Source organism: Salinimonas sediminis (assembly GCF_003429285.1).
GTDB classification, from domain to species: Bacteria; Pseudomonadota; Gammaproteobacteria; order Enterobacterales; family Alteromonadaceae; genus Alteromonas; species Alteromonas indica.
This window is the reverse complement of the sequence record NZ_CP031769.1, coordinates 2,960,936-2,977,664: the sequence shown is the minus strand read 5'-3', so window position 1 is coordinate 2,977,664 and position 16,729 is coordinate 2,960,936. Positions and strand designations below refer to the sequence as shown.

The following is a 16,729-nucleotide window of genomic DNA, read 5'->3' as shown; positions in this document are numbered from 1 at the left end:
AAGGGGGCGACATGTCTGATACGGTAATTGATGCGAACAGCGAAGTGCTGATGCATTTTGACCTGAAACTGGAAGACGGCTCAGCAGCCGATAGCACCCGGGTAAATAAAAAGCCGGCGAAACTGGTTATGGGGGATGGTAGCCTGACACCGAATTTTGAAGCGTGTTTACTGGGGCTGGCTGAAGGCGATAAAAAATCGTTCACGCTGGCGCCAGAAGATGCATTCGGGCAGCCGAACCCGGATAATATTCACCATATGGACCGCACCCGGTTTTCCTCTGATATGGCAATCTCTGAAGGTATGATTATGGGCTTCGGCCAGCCCGATGGACGGGAAATTCCCGGTATTATTCGCAGTGTCGCAGGCGACTCTGTTACCGTTGATTTTAATCATCCTCTCGCCGGCCAGACGGTCATTTTTGATGTCGAAATTTTATCGGTAAGCAAGCCGTCGGCTTAAAGGAGCTTCGCATGCAAATTCATTTAGCCAATCCACGCGGCTTTTGTGCCGGCGTTGACCGGGCAATTACTATTGTCGAGCGGGCCTTGGAAATGTTCAAGCCGCCTATTTATGTTCGTCATGAGGTGGTGCATAACAAATTTGTGGTGGATGGCCTGCGCGAGCGCGGTGCGGTATTCGTGGATGAACTAACCGAAGTGCCTGACGATAGTATTGTTATTTTTTCGGCCCATGGCGTATCCAAAGCAGTGCGTACTAAAGCCGATGAGCGTGGCCTGAAGGTATTTGATGCCACCTGTCCGTTGGTTACCAAAGTCCATATGGAAGTTACCCGAGCCAGTAAAACCGGTACCGAGTGTATTCTTATCGGGCACGCGGGACACCCGGAAGTAGAAGGTACGATGGGCCAGTACAATAACCCACAGGGCGGCATTTACCTGGTTGAGTCGAGTGCCGATGTTGCCCGCCTGACGGTGAAAGACACCCAGCATCTGTACTACTGCAGTCAAACCACACTGTCGGTAGACGATACTGCCGATGTCATTGATGCATTGCGGGCGCGCTTTCCGGCCATTCAAGGGCCCCGCAAAGATGACATTTGCTACGCCACACAAAATCGACAGGATGCGGTGCGCGACTTGGCCAGTGACTGTGAAGTACTGTTAGTGGTAGGCGCGCAGAATAGTTCTAACTCTAATCGTTTACGCGAACTGGCAGAAAAGGTAGGTGCCCGGGCTTACTTGATTGCAGATGCTCAATGTATTCAGCAAGAGTGGCTTGAAGGTGTGGAACACATTGGTGTAACGGCGGGGGCATCAGCGCCCGAAGTACTGGTAAAAGGGGTTATTGAACGCTTAATGGAGTGGGGCGCAGTAACCGCTTCGGAACGTTCCGGCCGCGAAGAAAACGTAGAATTTGCCGTGCCCAAAGAGTTGCGGGTAAAGCAAGTTAGCTAAATTCCCCTCGCGAATTAATTTCAATACGCTACGCTTTGTGCCAATACTTAACTTTATCTTTAGCTGATATAGCATAAGTTGGATAAAGTTTAACAAGGTAGTAGCAGGGTATGCGCAAGTTCGCGCACTTTAAACAACATGGCGTAGGGTTGATTGAAATTCTGGTCACCCTATTCGTCCTGGCAGTCGGGCTGCTGGGCGTGGCCTCTTTACAATTTGTTGGCTCTTTCCAAAACCGCGATGCTATCAGCCGTACACAAGCTGAATTTGTTGCAGAGCAGGTGGCCGAAACCTTACGTACCGCTGCCCGGCCCGCCGTGGTCGGCGACGGTATGGTGGCTGACAATACCTACTTTGCATCTTCTACCTATAACTTTTCCGGTCTTTCCTGCGACGCCAACGATCCCTATGAATGCCATTGCTTAGCGCGTCCTGCCAGTATTCCCAATTGTGAGGGTGCGCAGTGTACCGAAGCGCAGATGGCCCGCTATGAAGGGTGGGCATTATCGTGCGCTGCGGTGCAAACCAACCCGGCTACCCGCATCGTGGTGGGTTGTGAAGACAATAACTCGGCGGATGCAGATACCTGTAGCGCAGGTTCGCGCATTCAGGTCACGCTTACCTGGCCGGTGGCGGTGTCTGACAAGCGCCAGTATCAGCTTATCTCCCGCTGCAATGCCGAAGCCTCGCAAACTAATGAATGTGTGTTTAAGGACATTACCTTATGAAGCGCGCTGCCGGCTTTTCTTTAGTTGAGCTGATGATCGCCCTGGTGCTGGGGCTGGTCATTACCGGCGGAATTATTCAAATTATGGTCAGTAGCCGCGTCACTAATGGCTTGAACCAGGCTATTGCCCAAGTACAGGAGTCGGGGCGCTTTATTATTACCCGGCTTAGCCGTGACCTGCATGAAACCGGACGCTACGACCAGATTGGGGCACGTATTGACGAGTCAGTGGACACCCATGTCGAATCTGCTTTTATTCAAAACCGTCCAATTGGCCTGGTAGGCGATTATCCCGCGTTACCCGCTTTGGGCAGCATCCAGGCCGCCGATGGTGCAAACGATACCTTGGTTGTCAACCTGCTGGCTGCCGCAGACTGTAGCGGTGCCACGCACGATCATCTCAACAATACTGAGTTTCATGTGGTCAATGTGTATCAGGTTAACAACAACGCCTTGACCTGCACCGGCTATGATGGACGCATACTGCGAGGTGTGGCCCCAGGCAGCGTGAGCGCGGCCGCGGTAACGTTAATGGATAACGTGGAGAGCTTTCAGGTGCAGTATGGCATTACGGCCATTCGCGCGTCATCTCAGGGCCAGGCAGTACGCTACGTTACCGCCAGCGAGCTCCCCTTAGCCCGTGCCGGTACACAACAAGTCGTCGCCTTACGTATTGGTGTGTTGCTTCGTTCAGATGCTGGCCAGATCAGCGGTATCGCCGGCTCGCAAGTGGTGGTATTGAACGAACCGGCCATCACTACCCCAGATAATGTGTACAGTCAGGTATTCAGCCAAACCCTGACCCTTCGAAACATGAAAAACTTTGTAAGGAGCGCCCAATGAAACGCCAACAAGGCGTAGTGCTGGTATTTGCACTATTGATTTTATTGTCACTGACTATTGTTGGGGTAAGTGCTGTATCAAGCAGCCTTAACCAAAGCAAAATGGCGACCTCGATGCAACAGTCAGGCCTGGCGTTTGATGCTGCAGAAGCCGGCTTGGCCGGGGTGTTTTTCGAATCGGAAGACGAGGTGCTGTTAACCAATGCAGCGCTACTGGACCCCTTATCCCAAGCACGCCAAGGGGATATATACGATCCGCAGACTGAGCAACTCAGTTGCCGCGAAAATGTCAGATGGACTAATCGGCAAATGACCAGTGCCGGCCTTAATACCAACACCATCCATGTGGCAGCAGGTGATTATCAAAGCGAAGTAAAAACCCGCAGCTGGTCGCGCACGGCATTTGTCAGAGAGCAAGCATGCCGGGGGTCCAGCAATGTTATCGGCGGCAGCAATATCAATTGCCACGTGTTTGTGGTGAGGGGCTGTGGGCAGGTTGATGGCCGCAGCACAATTATCGCAAATAGCGTTTCTGCTGCCGTATTGGCACCGGCATCGAATTAAGGAGATAGGGCAAACCATGAAGGCGCTGGCAAGGTTTATAAGCTTTTTTACATTATGGTTATGTATAGGCGCAGCCGCGCTGGCTGACGATTTGGATATCTATCTGGGCACCGCTGACTCAGCGGTAACGTATAAGCCTAATGTGCTGTTTATAATGGATACATCAGGCAGTATGACAGCGCAGGACGGTACCGGTAAGTCGCGTATGCTACGGGTAAAAGAAGCGCTATCCACGGCTTTGGGCTCAGCCACCGATATCAACGCAGGGCTAATGCGCTTTTCCGATTTCGGCGGGCCGGTGCTTTACCCGGTACGTGGGATTGATACCAGTGTAAATCCCGAAATTATTACCTCAGTGAAAGACGGTGATAGTGATGCCAGCGAGATAAACGGCACCGTTACCATCGCGAATAATAAACTGGTTATTAGCCAGGGCACTGCCAACGTAGTCTCTGCGGTACGCTTTGCATCCTTAGCCATTCCCCAGGGCGCGGTCATTACCAGCGCGTATATTCGGTTTACCTCGGCGCAGCTAAACACCGCGCCTACTGATATCATTATCCAGGGTGAGTTAGCTGACAACAGTGAATCGTTTACGGCTGAACGAGATAACTTATCTGACCGACAACGCACGGCAACCGCTATCCAGTGGCAAACCGAAAACCAGTTTCCGGTAAGTGATGAGATCACTACCACGCCCGATATCAGCAGCATTATTCAGGAAATTGTGGACGGCAATAACTGGTGTGGTGGCCAGGCACTTAGCATTATTTTCGACGCCACAAGTATCGATGCAGCTAGCGCGCGCCAAGCCCACGCGTATGACAGCGGTACCGATCAGTCAGCCCAGTTAGTGGTGTCTTACGACCAATCCACGGCGAGTGGATGTATTGCTTCTCAAATGAAGTATCAGATAAACAGTAACAGTAGTAATCGTGAAGAAACCACTTCTGGCAATAACAGTACTGGCGCTCGGTTGGATATCTATGATGATACCAACAATTATATAGGCTTGCGTTTTACAAACGTCAATATCGCCAAAGACGCCGATATTGAAAGTGCTTATCTGACATTCTACTCCTATAGCAGCTATAACTATTATGCATCAGCACGCATCAGCGGGATTGCTCAAAACGACGTCTCCGCCTTTAGCAATAGTCGTAATGAACTGAAAAAAATAAGTAAAACATCCAATAAAGTGGATTGGATTATGTCTCCGACTCGCGGGTATGAGGCATTCCAAAGTCCTGATCTTAGCGAAATTATAGAAGAAGTTACCAGCCGCGGAGGATGGCAGCCCGGCAATGACCTGGGCTTTGTGCTGGATGATTTTAAAGGGTACAAAGGCGCTATATCTTATCAGGGCAGTTCAGGCTATGCGCCAACGCTGACCATTAAATACAGAGGCGATGCCGTACCCGGGGAAGTATCAACGGTACGTGAACACTTACTGGGTAAAATAGATGAGCTAAGTGCCAATGGTTTTACCCCCATCGTGGATACTTTATACGAAGCGACTAATTACTACGGGGGGCGGGCAGTAGACTATGGTCTTGCCAGAGGAAGCAGTGGCACCAATAGCAGCGTTCGCCGCAGCACCCGGGTAAGTCATCGGGCGTCCTATGTAGGTAGTGACCCAGTGCGCAATAGCGGGTGTACGGAGGATAATCTTAGTAGCAACAACTGCGTCACTGAGTATATCCCGGATGGGGCGACCTATATTTCTCCAGTATCAGATTTACAGTGTCAGACCAACAACCATATTGTGCTGCTATCAGATGGTGAGGCGAACTATAACCACAGTGTATCTAAAATACAGTCTTTGTTAGGCACTAACAGTTGTACCGGCGGCGGCGGGGAACAATGCGGGCTGGATTTGGTTAAAAACCTGTTCGATAAAGACGCCTCGGCTATTGATCGTCGGGTAATGACCCACACCATTGGCTTTGCGGCAAATTCAACCGCTAATAACTTTTTAAATAAACTGGCTCTGCAAGGTGGGGGTGGTTTTTATAAAGCCGACAACAGCAGCGAACTTCTGGATGCTTTTGACACTATTTTACGCTCGGTGAAAGATGTTAATACCACCTTTGTTTCGCCCGGGGTGGCGGTGAACCAGTTAAACCGGCTTACCCACCGCGATGAGCTATATTTTGCCTTGTTTAAGCCTGCCGAAGGAACGTTATGGCCCGGAAACCTGAAAAAATATCGGCTCGATGGTAACAATATTGTAGATAAGAACGGACTTAACGCCGTTGACAGCGTCTCGGGTTATTTCAATGATACTTCCCATAGTTACTGGTCGTTACTGGCTGACGGTAATGATGTCAGAGAAGGCGGCGCCGCCAGTTTATTTGACTACAGCCGCAATATGTACTTTTTTGACAGCCAGGGGAGCATCGTTAAAACGGCAAACCAGGTAACGGAAACCAATACCAATATTATTGTCAACGATATGGGGCTGGGCGGAAAAACCGATTCAGTATTACTTCGGGATACTGTGCTCAAATGGACCCGTGGCGTTGATATCAAAGATGCCGATGGCGACGGCAGTACCACTGATGTGCGCTTACAAATGGGCGATCCTATTCATTCGCAACCGGTAATTGTAAATTACTCAGCCACTGATTCTGCCATTTTTGTAGCCACTAATCAGGGTTTCTTACACTCTTTTGATGCCGAAACCGGTGAGGAAAATTTTGCAATTATTCCCAAGGAGCTGTTAGCCAATCTTTATAGCTTTTATGAGGACAACTCTACATTCAGCCACGTATACGGGCTGGATGGCGATATTGTACTGCGCGAAGTAGACAGCAAGTTATATCTGTATGTAGGGATGCGCCGAGGCGGCAGAAATTACTACGTATTTGATGTTACGAGTAAAACCTCACCGAAATTGGTATATAGCATTAACGGTGGCGATACCAAGCTGGAAAAGCTGGGACAGACCTGGTCGCGCCCTACGCTGACAAAAATTAAGATTGGCAGCACGGTTAAAAATGTGATGATTGTGGGTGGGGGCTATAGCGAAGAAAATGACAGTAAACCCGCCCGCACCGCAGATACACAAGGCAATGCGGTATTCATTTTCGATGCAGACAATGGCGACTTGTTATGGCGAGCCAGCAATAGCGAGGCTGACCTTAATCTAAGCGCTATGCAATATAGCATTCCTGGCCGTATATCGGTTATTGACCGCGATCAGGATTCATTAGCTGATCATATGTATGTAGCGGATATGGGGGGACAGTTGTTCCGCTTCGACATTTACAATGGAAAGACCGGTAGTGATCTAATTAAAGGGGCGCGGCTGGCCGATTTTGGTGGCAGTAGTGAAGCCGATAACCGGCATTTTTATTACGGTCCGGATGTGTCTGAAATTGCTTTAGGTGATGAACTTTACTATGCGGTAGCGCTAGGTAGCGGCTGGCGCGCGGCCCCGTTGAATACGCAGGTTAACGATCGTTTCTACATGCTCAAAGATAAAGGTGTGTTCAAACGCGACACCGAAGGATTATATACCTTTACAACGGGTATTACCGAAGCTGATATGTTCGATGCCACCTCCCATGCGCTGGCCAGTACTGATGATGCTACCCGTTCGCTGGCAACATCCCAGTTTGCCAGCAAACAGGGCTGGTACTTACAGATGACTACGGGGGGCGAAAAGATCTTGGCATCGCCGCTGATTATCGATTACAACGTGCTGTTTACCAGCTACATACCCGCCGCAAGCTCTGCCAGTGCCTGTGCACCGCCTTCGGGAAACAGCCGTGCTTACCTGGTAAATCTGATCAATGCGAATGCGGTGGACGATCTTAACCAAAACAATGAACTGGATCACCACGATCGCTATGCCGATTTGAGTCAAAGTGGTATTGCTCCGGAAACCCGGGTGTTGATTGAAGAAATAACCACCCCCGTCGTGTGTCTGGGCACCGAGTGCGCCTCAGCGGTTATCGAAACCAATGCAGATGGAAGCGAAAAAGACTGTGGCTCGACATTTTCCTGCCTGATGCAAAATATCTACGGGCGCTTTGAACGGGTGATACACGAAAGTTGGCAGTCTGAAATTGAACGCGAGTAAAATGGAGCCTAGACGGTGAAAAAACCTTTTTTACACCAGGGTTTTACCCTAATAGAATTAATGATTGTGGTGGCTATAGTCAGCATCATCGCGGCAATAGCTTACCCGTCATACCAATCGGTTATGGTCAGTAGCTATCGCAGTACCGGTCAGGCTGATCTTATGGCGTTAGCCTCAGCGATGGAACGCCATCACAGCGGCGGTTTTTCGTATCAGGGCGCCGCCACAGGAAGCGCAGATACCGGTGCTCCGGCCATTTTTGCTACCCATTCCCCGGCCTCCGAACCGCTTGCCAAGCGCCGCTATAACCTTACTATAGACAGTGCAGACGGCCAGAGCTTTACTATACGCGCCACGCCGGTAGCGGGAACCCCTCAAGCGGGCAACGGCAATTTGTTTTATTTCAGTGACGGGCGCAAAGCCTGGGATGAGAACAATAGCGGTAATATTGATGCAAACGAATGGTGCTGGTCGTGTTAGCGCTTTCTAATTGACCGCTTACCAGGTATCAACCCGCAGGGTATTTAATTTTAATTGATCCGCATAAGGGGGCGAGCCGTGGTGACTTTGCACAAAACTTACGCGGCTAGTCTGGTAGGTCGATGCTGTCGTAGCACTGTACGTACAGTGTAGGCTAATACCGTTACCCGTGGCCGCCAGGGCAGGGCGTTGGGCGGCGTTATCGGCCTCGATAGAAAATGCCCAGTATTCAATACTAAACGTGACGTTGGCGGTAATAGCCACGGCATTTCGCACCACCTCCCGGTTGAGGGGGGCTATTTGCTCGGCCAGCTCGTCTGCAAGATCGGTAGACCCTGAGAGTCGCGGTAGCACTTGTAAAACCTGCTGTAACCGGGTTTGTAGTTGGTCTTGCTGGTGGGTAAGAAAGCGTTGGGTTTCCTGTACCGCTAACTGTTCACGCGATTGCAGTTGTAGCGTCATTATCATCATCGCGCCGCTGATAAGTAAAGTACTGGCAATAAGACATTCCACCAGCCCCAGGCCTGCCTGATGTTTCATTCAAAATCTCTCCAACTACCCGCCACCGGTTGACTGCGTTGCATTGACTGACTGCGCTGTAAGCTAAGTAGCATAGCGGGGTGATACCGAAGCCTGACCGACGAGGTCGGCGCGAGCGGGCGGGTTAACACCAATGCGCCATCCAGCCACGCGGTAGAGGCTGAAGTTATGGTTAACGCCCGCTCTGCCTCGGCATGAACACCGATCACCAAGCCGTTGATCAGGCTGTTTTCTTCCAGTACTAATGTTTCTCCCGCTACCAGTAATACTATCGGTGCCTCGACTGTGCCAACAACCTGGCCGGCCCGCAGGGTACAGTCTCCCTGGATATAATATATGCCGGCACTGTGGGCGTTTAAGCCATGACAATTACGATGTAATGTACTGGCTTGCTGTAATTGTGTAAGCCCGCTCATGGCGGGGTAAAATAACGCGGCCAGGACGGCTTTGGGGTAATCGGTGGCATTAGCGTAGATACCGCTGTCTTCAATATCGCTTGTTACCTCGCCAACATGGCTTGATGGTATACTGTCACACGAGGTTGCGGCGACCGAAGCTGTTTGGCAAATCGTGCCGATGGCAGGTAACTCGAAGTCACTTGAGCTCCATACTGAGGCCAGCGGGGTGGCGTCGGCGCGCGTATACTGTAGGTGTAAATGGGCCGTTGCCGGCCAACTTGAATTAAGCATCAGGGCGGCAGCTGGTACAGACGTGAGCAGGCTATAGCGGACCACCGACAACCGGGCCGCAAGGTTAGCCGGAAGGCTGCTGTTAGCTGCCAGCGCATAGTGTAATAGGCGCGCATCGCGGGTGATGACTTGTTCAACCAGCCTTACCGTGCCGCCGGTAATCTGGTATTCGGTTATCGCAGCCTCCGGATCAATATGTTCAGTCAGTAAAATCGCTCTGTTTAATGCGTTGTCTAGTTCTACCTGCTGTTGTTCAAGCTCTCTTAATTGGCGGCTAAGCCGGGTTTGCAGGCTGGTAGATTCGACAATAAGCGCCGCACTGCCGGTCACCATAATGAGCAAAATGACTACTGGGACCAGCAACATAAAACCGTGTTGATCGTGCCTCATCAATAATTCCTTATCATCACATTACGCTGGTGAGTTCGGGTGTTCTCAGGTAATCCGGCAGCGTGGGCAGAAATAACTATGTTCATGGCACCCGCTCCGGGTTGGGATGCGGTAGCTGAAAACTGCAAGTCAGTAATAGTAAGCACACTTTTTGAGGTTAAATCGTGCCAGCCGCTGTGGTGACACAGGCGACCATCTACGCGGTATTCCACGGTGCCATCGTGTAGCCTGAAACCTAATTGTTCAGCCGGCGCGTGACCATCAAGCCGCCCGTTTTGGTTTTTGTCGTAGTGAAATAAAATGCAGCTGTGCGCAACTTCTCCTGGATAACTGTTTACCGCCAATGCCGGTACAAACGGGCTGTCGCTGCGCGGTTGTTGGTTCAGCAGGCGCGCCGCAGCCTGCGCATCGTAGCCGGCGCGCCGCAACTCAGTAGTTATCAGTTGAAGCAACCGCGCTAGTTCATTTTCCATGCGCATGGTCAGCAGTAAGTGTTGATGCAATAGCAGCGTGTGGCGCGCCCATTGCAGCGCGCCGGTCAATAGCAGAGCGCTTAGCGTTAAACCTACCATTATACTTACCAGGGTATAGCCTCGTGCGGCTAGCATGACGCAATACCATTGATATGTTCGGCCGGGGCGCATAACCTGATTCGCCCCAGGTTATTAATAATGACCTTAATCTGCACCGCGCCATGGCCGATTAACAGAGTGCCTGCGTGGCCCATACTCAAGGCGTGAAGGGGCTGAAACACCAATGCCTTTGCCACGCCATAACTACTGAACATCAGGGAGCTATTGGCCGAAAAAACGCCGCGTTCACGACTGGAATACACCGCGCAAGCTGTGTCGCGGATACAAGAACAGTCTGGTAAATAGCTGACAATGGCACAACCGTGCCCGGCCATGGAAAACTGAACAAATACCGGCGAGGCCTGCGTGACTGCCAGCATCTGTGCATGGCGCAATAGCAGTACTAATTGATTGGCCTGTTGTTTTACCTTGTTCTGTAAATGCCAGTTGCTATAGCGGGGTAAGGCTGTGAAAATAAGCAGTATAATAAGCGCCATTACAATCAGTAACTCCAGTAAGCCGGCTCCGGTACTGGTGAATAATCTGTTCTTAAGCACAGCGAACTCGCCCTTAAAATGTTGTTAATCTGTTGGTATGGTAAGGAATAAAAGCAGTATAAAAAGCTGTACAGAAGGTAGGAATTTACATGCAAAGGCATTCAGGCTTTACGTTACTGGATATGGTGATTGCATTAGCTATTGCGGGAATACTGGCAGCGCTGGCTATTCCCAGTTATCAGTATTTTATTAATAAAAGCAGGTTACAGAATATTCAGCTTGAATTGCTGGCATTACAAAGCGAACAGGAAAAATACCGGCTAAGTCATAATACTTATGCCAAGTTAACCGCCCTAAGCGTTCCGGCCTCAGCCCATTACCGTATCAGCTTTGAAAATGTCGGGCCCCAAAGCTATAAACTGGTGGCTAGTAATAAACAAGCAGACGCGGCGTGCGCGCAGGTAAGTATTGACCATACCTTTGCCCGCCATCCCCTGGAATGTTGGGAATAGTAGCGTGCCACAAATGACAGTAATGGTTAATGCTAGCTCCTCCCAGCTTCTGACGAAACGCGGCTAACTACAGCTGATATTCGCCCCTGCTGCGTTTTCCTTGATACCATCATCGTTACTATCAACCGCCACCGCAATCCGGCCGAATAAAGAAAGAATTAACGCCGAGGCCTGTTTTGCATCGCCGCTGGTGGGACACACAACAATGGCAGCCTGGTTGCTGATAGAGCCATCTGGCCGAAACGTTAAAGTGCCACTGATGCCGCTTACTGTACTAGTGCCACTGACTTGATCTACCGCGGCTATCATAGCTTCCCCGTTTTCTCGGTTACCGTTGCTATTGCTATCAATAAAGGCCATTTTTCCTTCCTGCCAGCTACCGGTACAGCTGTTGTAATCTTTGGTTGGACACAGTACAACATTAGAGCCTTCGTCTACCGCGGAAAAGCGCGCTGCTCTGGCTACAGCACTTAAATTATTTATATCAGCGATAATTCTGTTTTGTTGTAGCATAGATGAAATACCCGGGGCGCCTATAGTCATAAGAATCGCTGCAATAGCGATGGTTATCATTAGTTCCACCAGCGTCAAGCCACGTTGTTTATTTATTGTTTTGGCCATAACAGAAGCTTATATTCATCGTTTATCATACTGTTAGCGTAAACAAATTTCAGATAGGCTTGGGTATGTTTTTATTTGCCCCAATCTAGTAATTAATAACCAACACAATAAACAACAGTACAGGCAATGCGGATAGTCAGCTGCGAAGACGCGCTGAGCCAAGCTGACAGCGCTTTTCCTATACAGTAAACTCACCTTCAGGACGTCGTTAGACAAATTGGATAAAAAATGCAAAAACAAGCCGTTATTGATGAAATGAAAGTACTGCCGCAGATTGATTGCGCACACGAGGTAGCGCGGCGCGTGGGCTTCATTAAACAACAGCTCACTCAGGCTGGCCTGTCCTCCTTAGTACTGGGTATTTCAGGTGGTATCGATTCTTGTACTCTGGGCCGTTTAGCCCAACTGGCTGTGGATGAGCTCAATGCAGAACAGACTGATCAACGGTATCAGTTTATTGCAGTACGCTTGCCATACAATACCCAGGCCGACGAAGCTGATGCGATGTTATCGATTGATTTTATTCAGCCAACCAAGCACGTTAGTGTGAATGTCCAGCCCGGCACTGATAGTATTCATGAGGCTACCGCCGCGGCATTATCCAGCGCAGACTTGCTGCCTGAGGATCCTGCTACCCAGGATTTTGTGAAAGGTAATGTAAAAGCCCGTACCCGTATGATCATTCAATATGAAATTGCAGGTATGACGAACGGGTTAGTGTTAGGGACCGACCACTCAGCGGAAAATATCACCGGTTTTTATACAAAATTTGGGGATGGCGCTTGCGACTTAGCTCCTTTGTTCGGCCTGAATAAGCGTCAGGTTCGCCAGTTAGCCAGCTATCTAGGGGCGCCCCCAGGCGTAGTGAGTAAAGCGCCTACAGCTGACCTGGAAACCCTTAGCCCACAAAAGGCCGATGAAGACGCTTTAGGACTGAGCTACGACCAGATAGACGATTTTCTTGAGGGTAAGGATGTGGCAGACCACGTTGCCGAGAAGTTACTGACAATATATCAGCGTACGCAACATAAACGTGTGCCGATACCCACAATTTATGATGAAGAGTGATGGCCAGATGAAAAAGATAGAAGCAATAATTAAACCGTTCAAAATGGACGATGTGCGTGAAGCGCTAGCCGATGTCGGTATAGCGGGTATGACCGTAACTGAGGTTAAGGGATTTGGTCGGCAAAAAGGCCACACGGAATTATACCGGGGCGCCGAATATCAGGTGGACTTTCTGCCCAAAATTAAGCTGGAAATTATTATTGGCGATGAACTGGTGGAACAGGCTGTAGAAGCGATTCAACAGGCTGCGAACACCGGCAAGATAGGTGACGGCAAGGTGTTTGTCTATAACGTCGAAAGCGCACTGCGTATTCGTACAGGCGAGACCAACGAAGAAGCGCTGTAAATTAACGCGAAGGCTAATATATTAACAAGAAAAAGGGCCGTTTACGGCCCTTCTTTTTTTATTGCTGCTGTTCCTGACCTTGGTCATGGCCGTGGTCATGACCAGAACCCGGACCGTGGGCATGACCATGGTCCAGCTCTTCCTGGGTGGGTTCGCGTACATCTACAACTTCCACTTCAAATGAAAGAGGAACACCCGCTAATGGATGGTTGCCATCAATAACCACATGTTCTTCTGAGGTATCGATAACCATCACAGATTGCTCGCCCTGGTCAGTCGTTGCTCTGAACGACATACCAACTTCAACGTCCATACCATCGAACATACTACGTGGTACCTGCTGTACCAGTTCGTCTACCCGTTGGCCGTAGGCTTTATCGGGCTCTACTGAAACCTTGAACTGGTCGCCTTTATCTTTACCTTCAAGCGCGTCTTCAAGACCTTCAATCAAAAAACGCTTACCCAGCAGAACAGTGAGTGGCTCTTTGCCGACGGATGAGTCCAGTTGGGTACCGTCTTGAGCAGATACGGTATAATGAAGCGTTACTACACTGTCTGAAGTTATAGTCATAATGATTCCTGAATTTTTACTGGCAGTCTTCCTGCCGTGAATTTTGCGATACGGCCGCTAACCCGGCCGAACACGCTCGTTACCTTTTGGTTCATCGATAGAATAGGGTAGTGGTTGCACACTAAACAGATGCTCCGGAGCATCAGCCAAACGGAACACATCGTCCTGGGTGGTATCATTATTAAGTACCGCCAGTAACCAGGTCTCTTGGCCCAGTGTTGCCTGACGTATAATGGCTCCACCCCGGCGCCAGTTTTCCCCGAGCTGTTTTTCTACGATAGCATCTGGCTTAATTGAAACACCAGCCTCCAGCTTAAATACATAAGCTGCACGTTTGTTTCTGCCTAAATAGCGGGTGCGGGCTACAACCTCCTGGCCCATGTAACACCCTTTACTAAAATCAATACCCTGCAACGCCTGCACGTTCATCATTTGCGGCACATATTCATTGCTGTGAGCCGCGCCAAATTGCGGTATGCCTTGCTCAATCGACAGCGCCTCAAATACACCTGCAGCATACACAGCGATAGCATCATGTTGTTGGGCAAAGGTTGCCAGCGCCGCTGCATCTTTGGCAGGTAAGATAGCCATAAATACATCATCTGGGCGATCCAGCCGGATAACCACGCCGTTGTCATAAGCGGTTACCCCCAGTGGCTCTGCCGGCATAGCAATACCGGCGTCAGTGAACCACTGGCAGGCGGATGTACCACGAAACGCTACTTGATGTAACGAGTCGCTGGCATCGACAATATCAACTTTAGAAAACACCCCGTACTTATTCAACTGGGCCAGGCTGATATCCAACACCTCTTTCGGCAGACTCAACAATATTTGCTGGTCATACCGCACCACATTCTGTAAAGACCAGGTTTTGCCTTTGAAATCACAATGCGCAGAACGGCGTGCCTGCCCGGCAGACAATTTATTAATGTCTACGGTGAGCTGGCCATGCAAATAGCTTTCCTTTTCCTCCCCGGTCACACTAATTAACCCATAGTGTTCCAAAGGAATAACAAAACTATCAGCAAGTTCGCTGAGTCTGGCTGGCAAATTCATATACAAAACCACCTTTAACTTTTTCGATATGCTAAGTGTTGGGGTGAACCTGCAAGAACCAAGGGAAAGCGCGCAAAAATCGGTAAAAAGGTCAGTGATTCGGTTTGTTTCAACGTGTTATAGTAGCCGTCATAATTTATGCAAGGTGTTGTGGTTTATGTTTTCACCCAAAAGACGTGCGCGGTTAAAATGGGCGTGCCGACGTGGCATGCTTGAACTTGATGTGTTATTTCTGCCTTTCGTGGAAACCGGCTTTGACCAGCTGAGTTTTGCCGAACAGGAGACCTTTGAACGTTTGTTAACCAGCGATGATCCTGACTTGTTTGCGTGGTTTATGGGCCATCAAAAGTGTGAAGATCCTGAGCTGGCGGCAATGGTTCAGCACATCCTGGGCCGTGTCAAAGTTTAGGTTTATTCTTACCCCGCACCCGCTGCGCCGCTGGTGTTGGCTGCTGCCTGCCGGTGCGCTGGTACTGTGTATACTGGCGCTACACGAGGCGGTGTGGAGTTACCTGCAAACCTGGCATACGCTGGTAATATTATTGATCGGGGCAGGGTTATATACTCGGTGGCATCGAGCCCAACCTTGTCCTATTCAGACTTTTGTATTGGCGGACGATAGGGGCCACTGGCAACAAGCGCGACAGGTAGATCACCTGAGCGACGCGCCGGTCTGGTTGCTTACTCCCGCTTCGCGTTTAACCCCTATAGGCATGTATTTGCACTTTTCTACGGGCGCTGACGAGGTGGTTGCTGGCCGCAGTCACTACTGCTGGATATTACGTGGTGAATGCACCCAAACGAATTATCGGCGTTTGGCCCGCACTATCATTCACCTTAGCAGCAAGCCTTGTTCTCTCAATTCTTCAATTTGAATAACCCATTATGAACTTACTCCCTCTTTATTTTTCTGCCTTGACCCAAAAAGCGGATAAGGCCCGGTTAAGCCAGTTTAAGTCACCCGCATTACCTAGCTGTGAGTATCACCGAACCCTATTGATAGCACCGCAGCATTACCAGCGTTATTGTCGATTAATTAACTGGCCAGCAGAACAGGCATTACATCCGTGTTATCTGCAAATGGTAAGTTTGCCGCTACAACTTAAATGCCTGACCACAGCGACCAGCCCGTTTCCGGTACTGGGCCTGGTGCATCGAGCCAATCAGATAACCCTTGTTGATACCATCGATAATCATGCTGAGATTCAGCTGTTAGCCAGCTATGCTGATGTAAGGCCGCATAAAAGAGGCTGGGAAGTGGATTTAAAAGTTAAAGCTAAACAGGATAAGCGAGTGGTATATGAAGCGGTTTCACGCTATTTGGTACGGGTAAAGGCGCCCCATGTCGCCCCGGCAAAACCGCCTAAGCAGACGTATCAATGGGCGCTTCCAGCGCAAGCCACCGAGCATGCCGCTATCGTCGCTACGCGCAATATTGGACGCCAGTATGCGCGAGTATCGGGCGACTATAACCCCATTCACCTTAGCCGGGTTAGCGCTTCTGCGTTTGGCTTTTCACGGGCGATTGCGCATGGAATGTGGTCGCTTGCCAGCATGTTAAGCCATCTGCCAGATTGGCAGCATGCCGCTGGCACGGCTATACAGTGTGAGTTTATCAAACCCCTCCGGTTGCCGGGCACGGCGCGCTGCTTTTCGCAGGCTCAAGCAGGCCAGCAGCAATTCTGGCTTACTGATAACAAGCTAAGTGCGCCGCATATCAGCGGCGTCATTCAAACTGGAGCGTAAC

The 16,729-nt window shown here is 50.0% G+C and carries 20 protein-coding genes; 13 read left to right on the top strand and 7 right to left on the bottom strand.

Features of this window, described 5'->3' with window-relative positions:
* The first annotated feature begins 11 nt into the window (after positions 1-11).
* From fkpB to D0Y50_RS13195, 7 genes are all read left to right on the top strand, one after another.
* Complete coding sequence (gene fkpB / locus D0Y50_RS13225; RefSeq protein WP_108566030.1) at positions 12-461, top strand: FKBP-type peptidyl-prolyl cis-trans isomerase; 450 nt, start codon at positions 12-14, stop codon at positions 459-461.
* A gap of 11 nt (positions 462-472) precedes the next feature.
* Positions 473-1,417 (top strand): 4-hydroxy-3-methylbut-2-enyl diphosphate reductase, encoded by a 945-nt coding sequence (gene ispH / locus D0Y50_RS13220; RefSeq protein WP_108566031.1) that lies wholly within the window; start codon positions 473-475, stop codon positions 1,415-1,417.
* Positions 1,418-1,527: 110 nt separating this feature from the next.
* Positions 1,528-2,145 (top strand): prepilin-type N-terminal cleavage/methylation domain-containing protein, encoded by a 618-nt coding sequence (locus tag D0Y50_RS13215; protein ID WP_108566032.1) that lies wholly within the window; start codon positions 1,528-1,530, stop codon positions 2,143-2,145.
* A complete protein-coding gene (locus tag D0Y50_RS13210; protein ID WP_108566033.1) occupies positions 2,142-2,987 on the top strand; it encodes a PilW family protein in 846 nt (281 codons plus the stop codon). The genes D0Y50_RS13215 and D0Y50_RS13210 overlap by 4 nt, the downstream gene beginning before the upstream one ends.
* Positions 2,984-3,550: a pilus assembly PilX family protein gene (locus D0Y50_RS13205; RefSeq protein WP_108566034.1), complete on the top strand. Its 567-nt coding sequence runs from the start codon at positions 2,984-2,986 to the stop codon at positions 3,548-3,550. The genes D0Y50_RS13210 and D0Y50_RS13205 overlap by 4 nt, the downstream gene beginning before the upstream one ends.
* Before the next feature lie 16 nt (positions 3,551-3,566).
* Positions 3,567-7,637, top strand: coding sequence for a PilC/PilY family type IV pilus protein (locus tag D0Y50_RS13200; RefSeq protein ID WP_117317349.1), 4,071 nt, complete (start codon positions 3,567-3,569; stop codon positions 7,635-7,637).
* 15 nt (positions 7,638-7,652) lie between these two features.
* Positions 7,653-8,117 (top strand): type IV pilin protein, encoded by a 465-nt coding sequence (locus tag D0Y50_RS13195; RefSeq protein WP_170145508.1) that lies wholly within the window; start codon positions 7,653-7,655, stop codon positions 8,115-8,117.
* A gap of 18 nt (positions 8,118-8,135) precedes the next feature.
* Here D0Y50_RS13195 and D0Y50_RS13190 read toward each other — a convergent pair whose 3' ends face one another.
* From D0Y50_RS13190 to D0Y50_RS13175, 4 genes are read right to left on the bottom strand one after another with little or no spacing between them, the layout of a single operon-like run.
* Complete coding sequence (locus D0Y50_RS13190; protein ID WP_108566036.1) at positions 8,136-8,657, bottom strand: hypothetical protein; 522 nt, start codon at positions 8,655-8,657, stop codon at positions 8,136-8,138.
* Entirely contained in the window at positions 8,654-9,736 is a 1,083-nt protein-coding gene (locus tag D0Y50_RS13185) for a hypothetical protein (RefSeq protein ID WP_117317347.1), read from the bottom strand. Before D0Y50_RS13185 ends, D0Y50_RS13190 begins: the two co-directional genes overlap by 4 nt.
* Positions 9,736-10,344, bottom strand: coding sequence for a hypothetical protein (locus tag D0Y50_RS13180; protein WP_108566038.1), 609 nt, complete (start codon positions 10,342-10,344; stop codon positions 9,736-9,738). Before D0Y50_RS13180 ends, D0Y50_RS13185 begins: the two co-directional genes overlap by 1 nt.
* On the bottom strand, positions 10,338-10,865 hold the full coding sequence (locus tag D0Y50_RS13175) for a GspH/FimT family pseudopilin (RefSeq protein ID WP_117317345.1): 528 nt from the start codon (positions 10,863-10,865) through the stop codon (positions 10,338-10,340). The genes D0Y50_RS13180 and D0Y50_RS13175 overlap by 7 nt, the downstream gene beginning before the upstream one ends.
* 89 nt (positions 10,866-10,954) lie before the next feature.
* Here D0Y50_RS13175 and D0Y50_RS13170 point away from each other — a divergent pair, with 89 nt between their 5' ends.
* Positions 10,955-11,317, top strand: a complete 363-nt coding sequence (locus D0Y50_RS13170; RefSeq protein ID WP_108566134.1) for a type IV pilin protein — start codon at positions 10,955-10,957, stop codon at positions 11,315-11,317.
* A 63-nt stretch (positions 11,318-11,380) separates the two neighbouring features.
* On the opposite strand, the gene D0Y50_RS13165 is transcribed toward D0Y50_RS13170, so the two are convergent.
* Positions 11,381-11,938, bottom strand: a complete 558-nt coding sequence (locus D0Y50_RS13165; RefSeq protein WP_108566040.1) for a GspH/FimT family pseudopilin — start codon at positions 11,936-11,938, stop codon at positions 11,381-11,383.
* 228 nt (positions 11,939-12,166) lie between these two features.
* Between D0Y50_RS13165 and nadE the strand changes: the two genes are divergently transcribed.
* Together nadE and D0Y50_RS13155 are read left to right on the top strand one after the other, a co-directional pair.
* Positions 12,167-13,006, top strand: a complete 840-nt coding sequence (gene nadE / locus D0Y50_RS13160) for an ammonia-dependent NAD(+) synthetase (RefSeq protein ID WP_108566041.1) — start codon at positions 12,167-12,169, stop codon at positions 13,004-13,006.
* Between the two features lie 7 nt (positions 13,007-13,013).
* On the top strand, positions 13,014-13,352 hold the full coding sequence (locus D0Y50_RS13155; protein WP_108566135.1) for a P-II family nitrogen regulator: 339 nt from the start codon (positions 13,014-13,016) through the stop codon (positions 13,350-13,352).
* A gap of 58 nt (positions 13,353-13,410) precedes the next feature.
* Here the strand turns inward: D0Y50_RS13155 and D0Y50_RS13150 are convergent, their stop codons facing one another.
* Together D0Y50_RS13150 and ygfZ are read right to left on the bottom strand one after the other, a co-directional pair.
* Entirely contained in the window at positions 13,411-13,923 is a 513-nt protein-coding gene (locus D0Y50_RS13150) for an FKBP-type peptidyl-prolyl cis-trans isomerase (RefSeq protein WP_108566042.1), read from the bottom strand.
* A gap of 57 nt (positions 13,924-13,980) precedes the next feature.
* Positions 13,981-14,982 carry a tRNA-modifying protein YgfZ gene (gene ygfZ, locus D0Y50_RS13145; RefSeq protein ID WP_117317343.1) on the bottom strand — a complete coding sequence of 334 codons (1,002 nt, stop codon included), beginning with the start codon at positions 14,980-14,982 and terminating at the stop codon, positions 13,981-13,983.
* A gap of 157 nt (positions 14,983-15,139) precedes the next feature.
* On the opposite strand from ygfZ, the gene D0Y50_RS13140 reads away from it, so the two are divergent.
* The 3 genes from D0Y50_RS13140 to D0Y50_RS13130 are packed head-to-tail and all read left to right on the top strand — an operon-like array spanning position 15,140 to position 16,728.
* Positions 15,140-15,391: an FAD assembly factor SdhE gene (locus D0Y50_RS13140; RefSeq protein ID WP_108566044.1), complete on the top strand. Its 252-nt coding sequence runs from the start codon at positions 15,140-15,142 to the stop codon at positions 15,389-15,391.
* Positions 15,378-15,857, top strand: a complete 480-nt coding sequence (locus D0Y50_RS13135) for a protein YgfX (RefSeq protein WP_117317341.1) — start codon at positions 15,378-15,380, stop codon at positions 15,855-15,857. Before D0Y50_RS13140 ends, D0Y50_RS13135 begins: the two co-directional genes overlap by 14 nt.
* Before the next feature lie 10 nt (positions 15,858-15,867).
* Entirely contained in the window at positions 15,868-16,728 is an 861-nt protein-coding gene (locus tag D0Y50_RS13130; protein WP_108566046.1) for a MaoC/PaaZ C-terminal domain-containing protein, read from the top strand.
* Position 16,729: the final 1 nt, after the last annotated feature.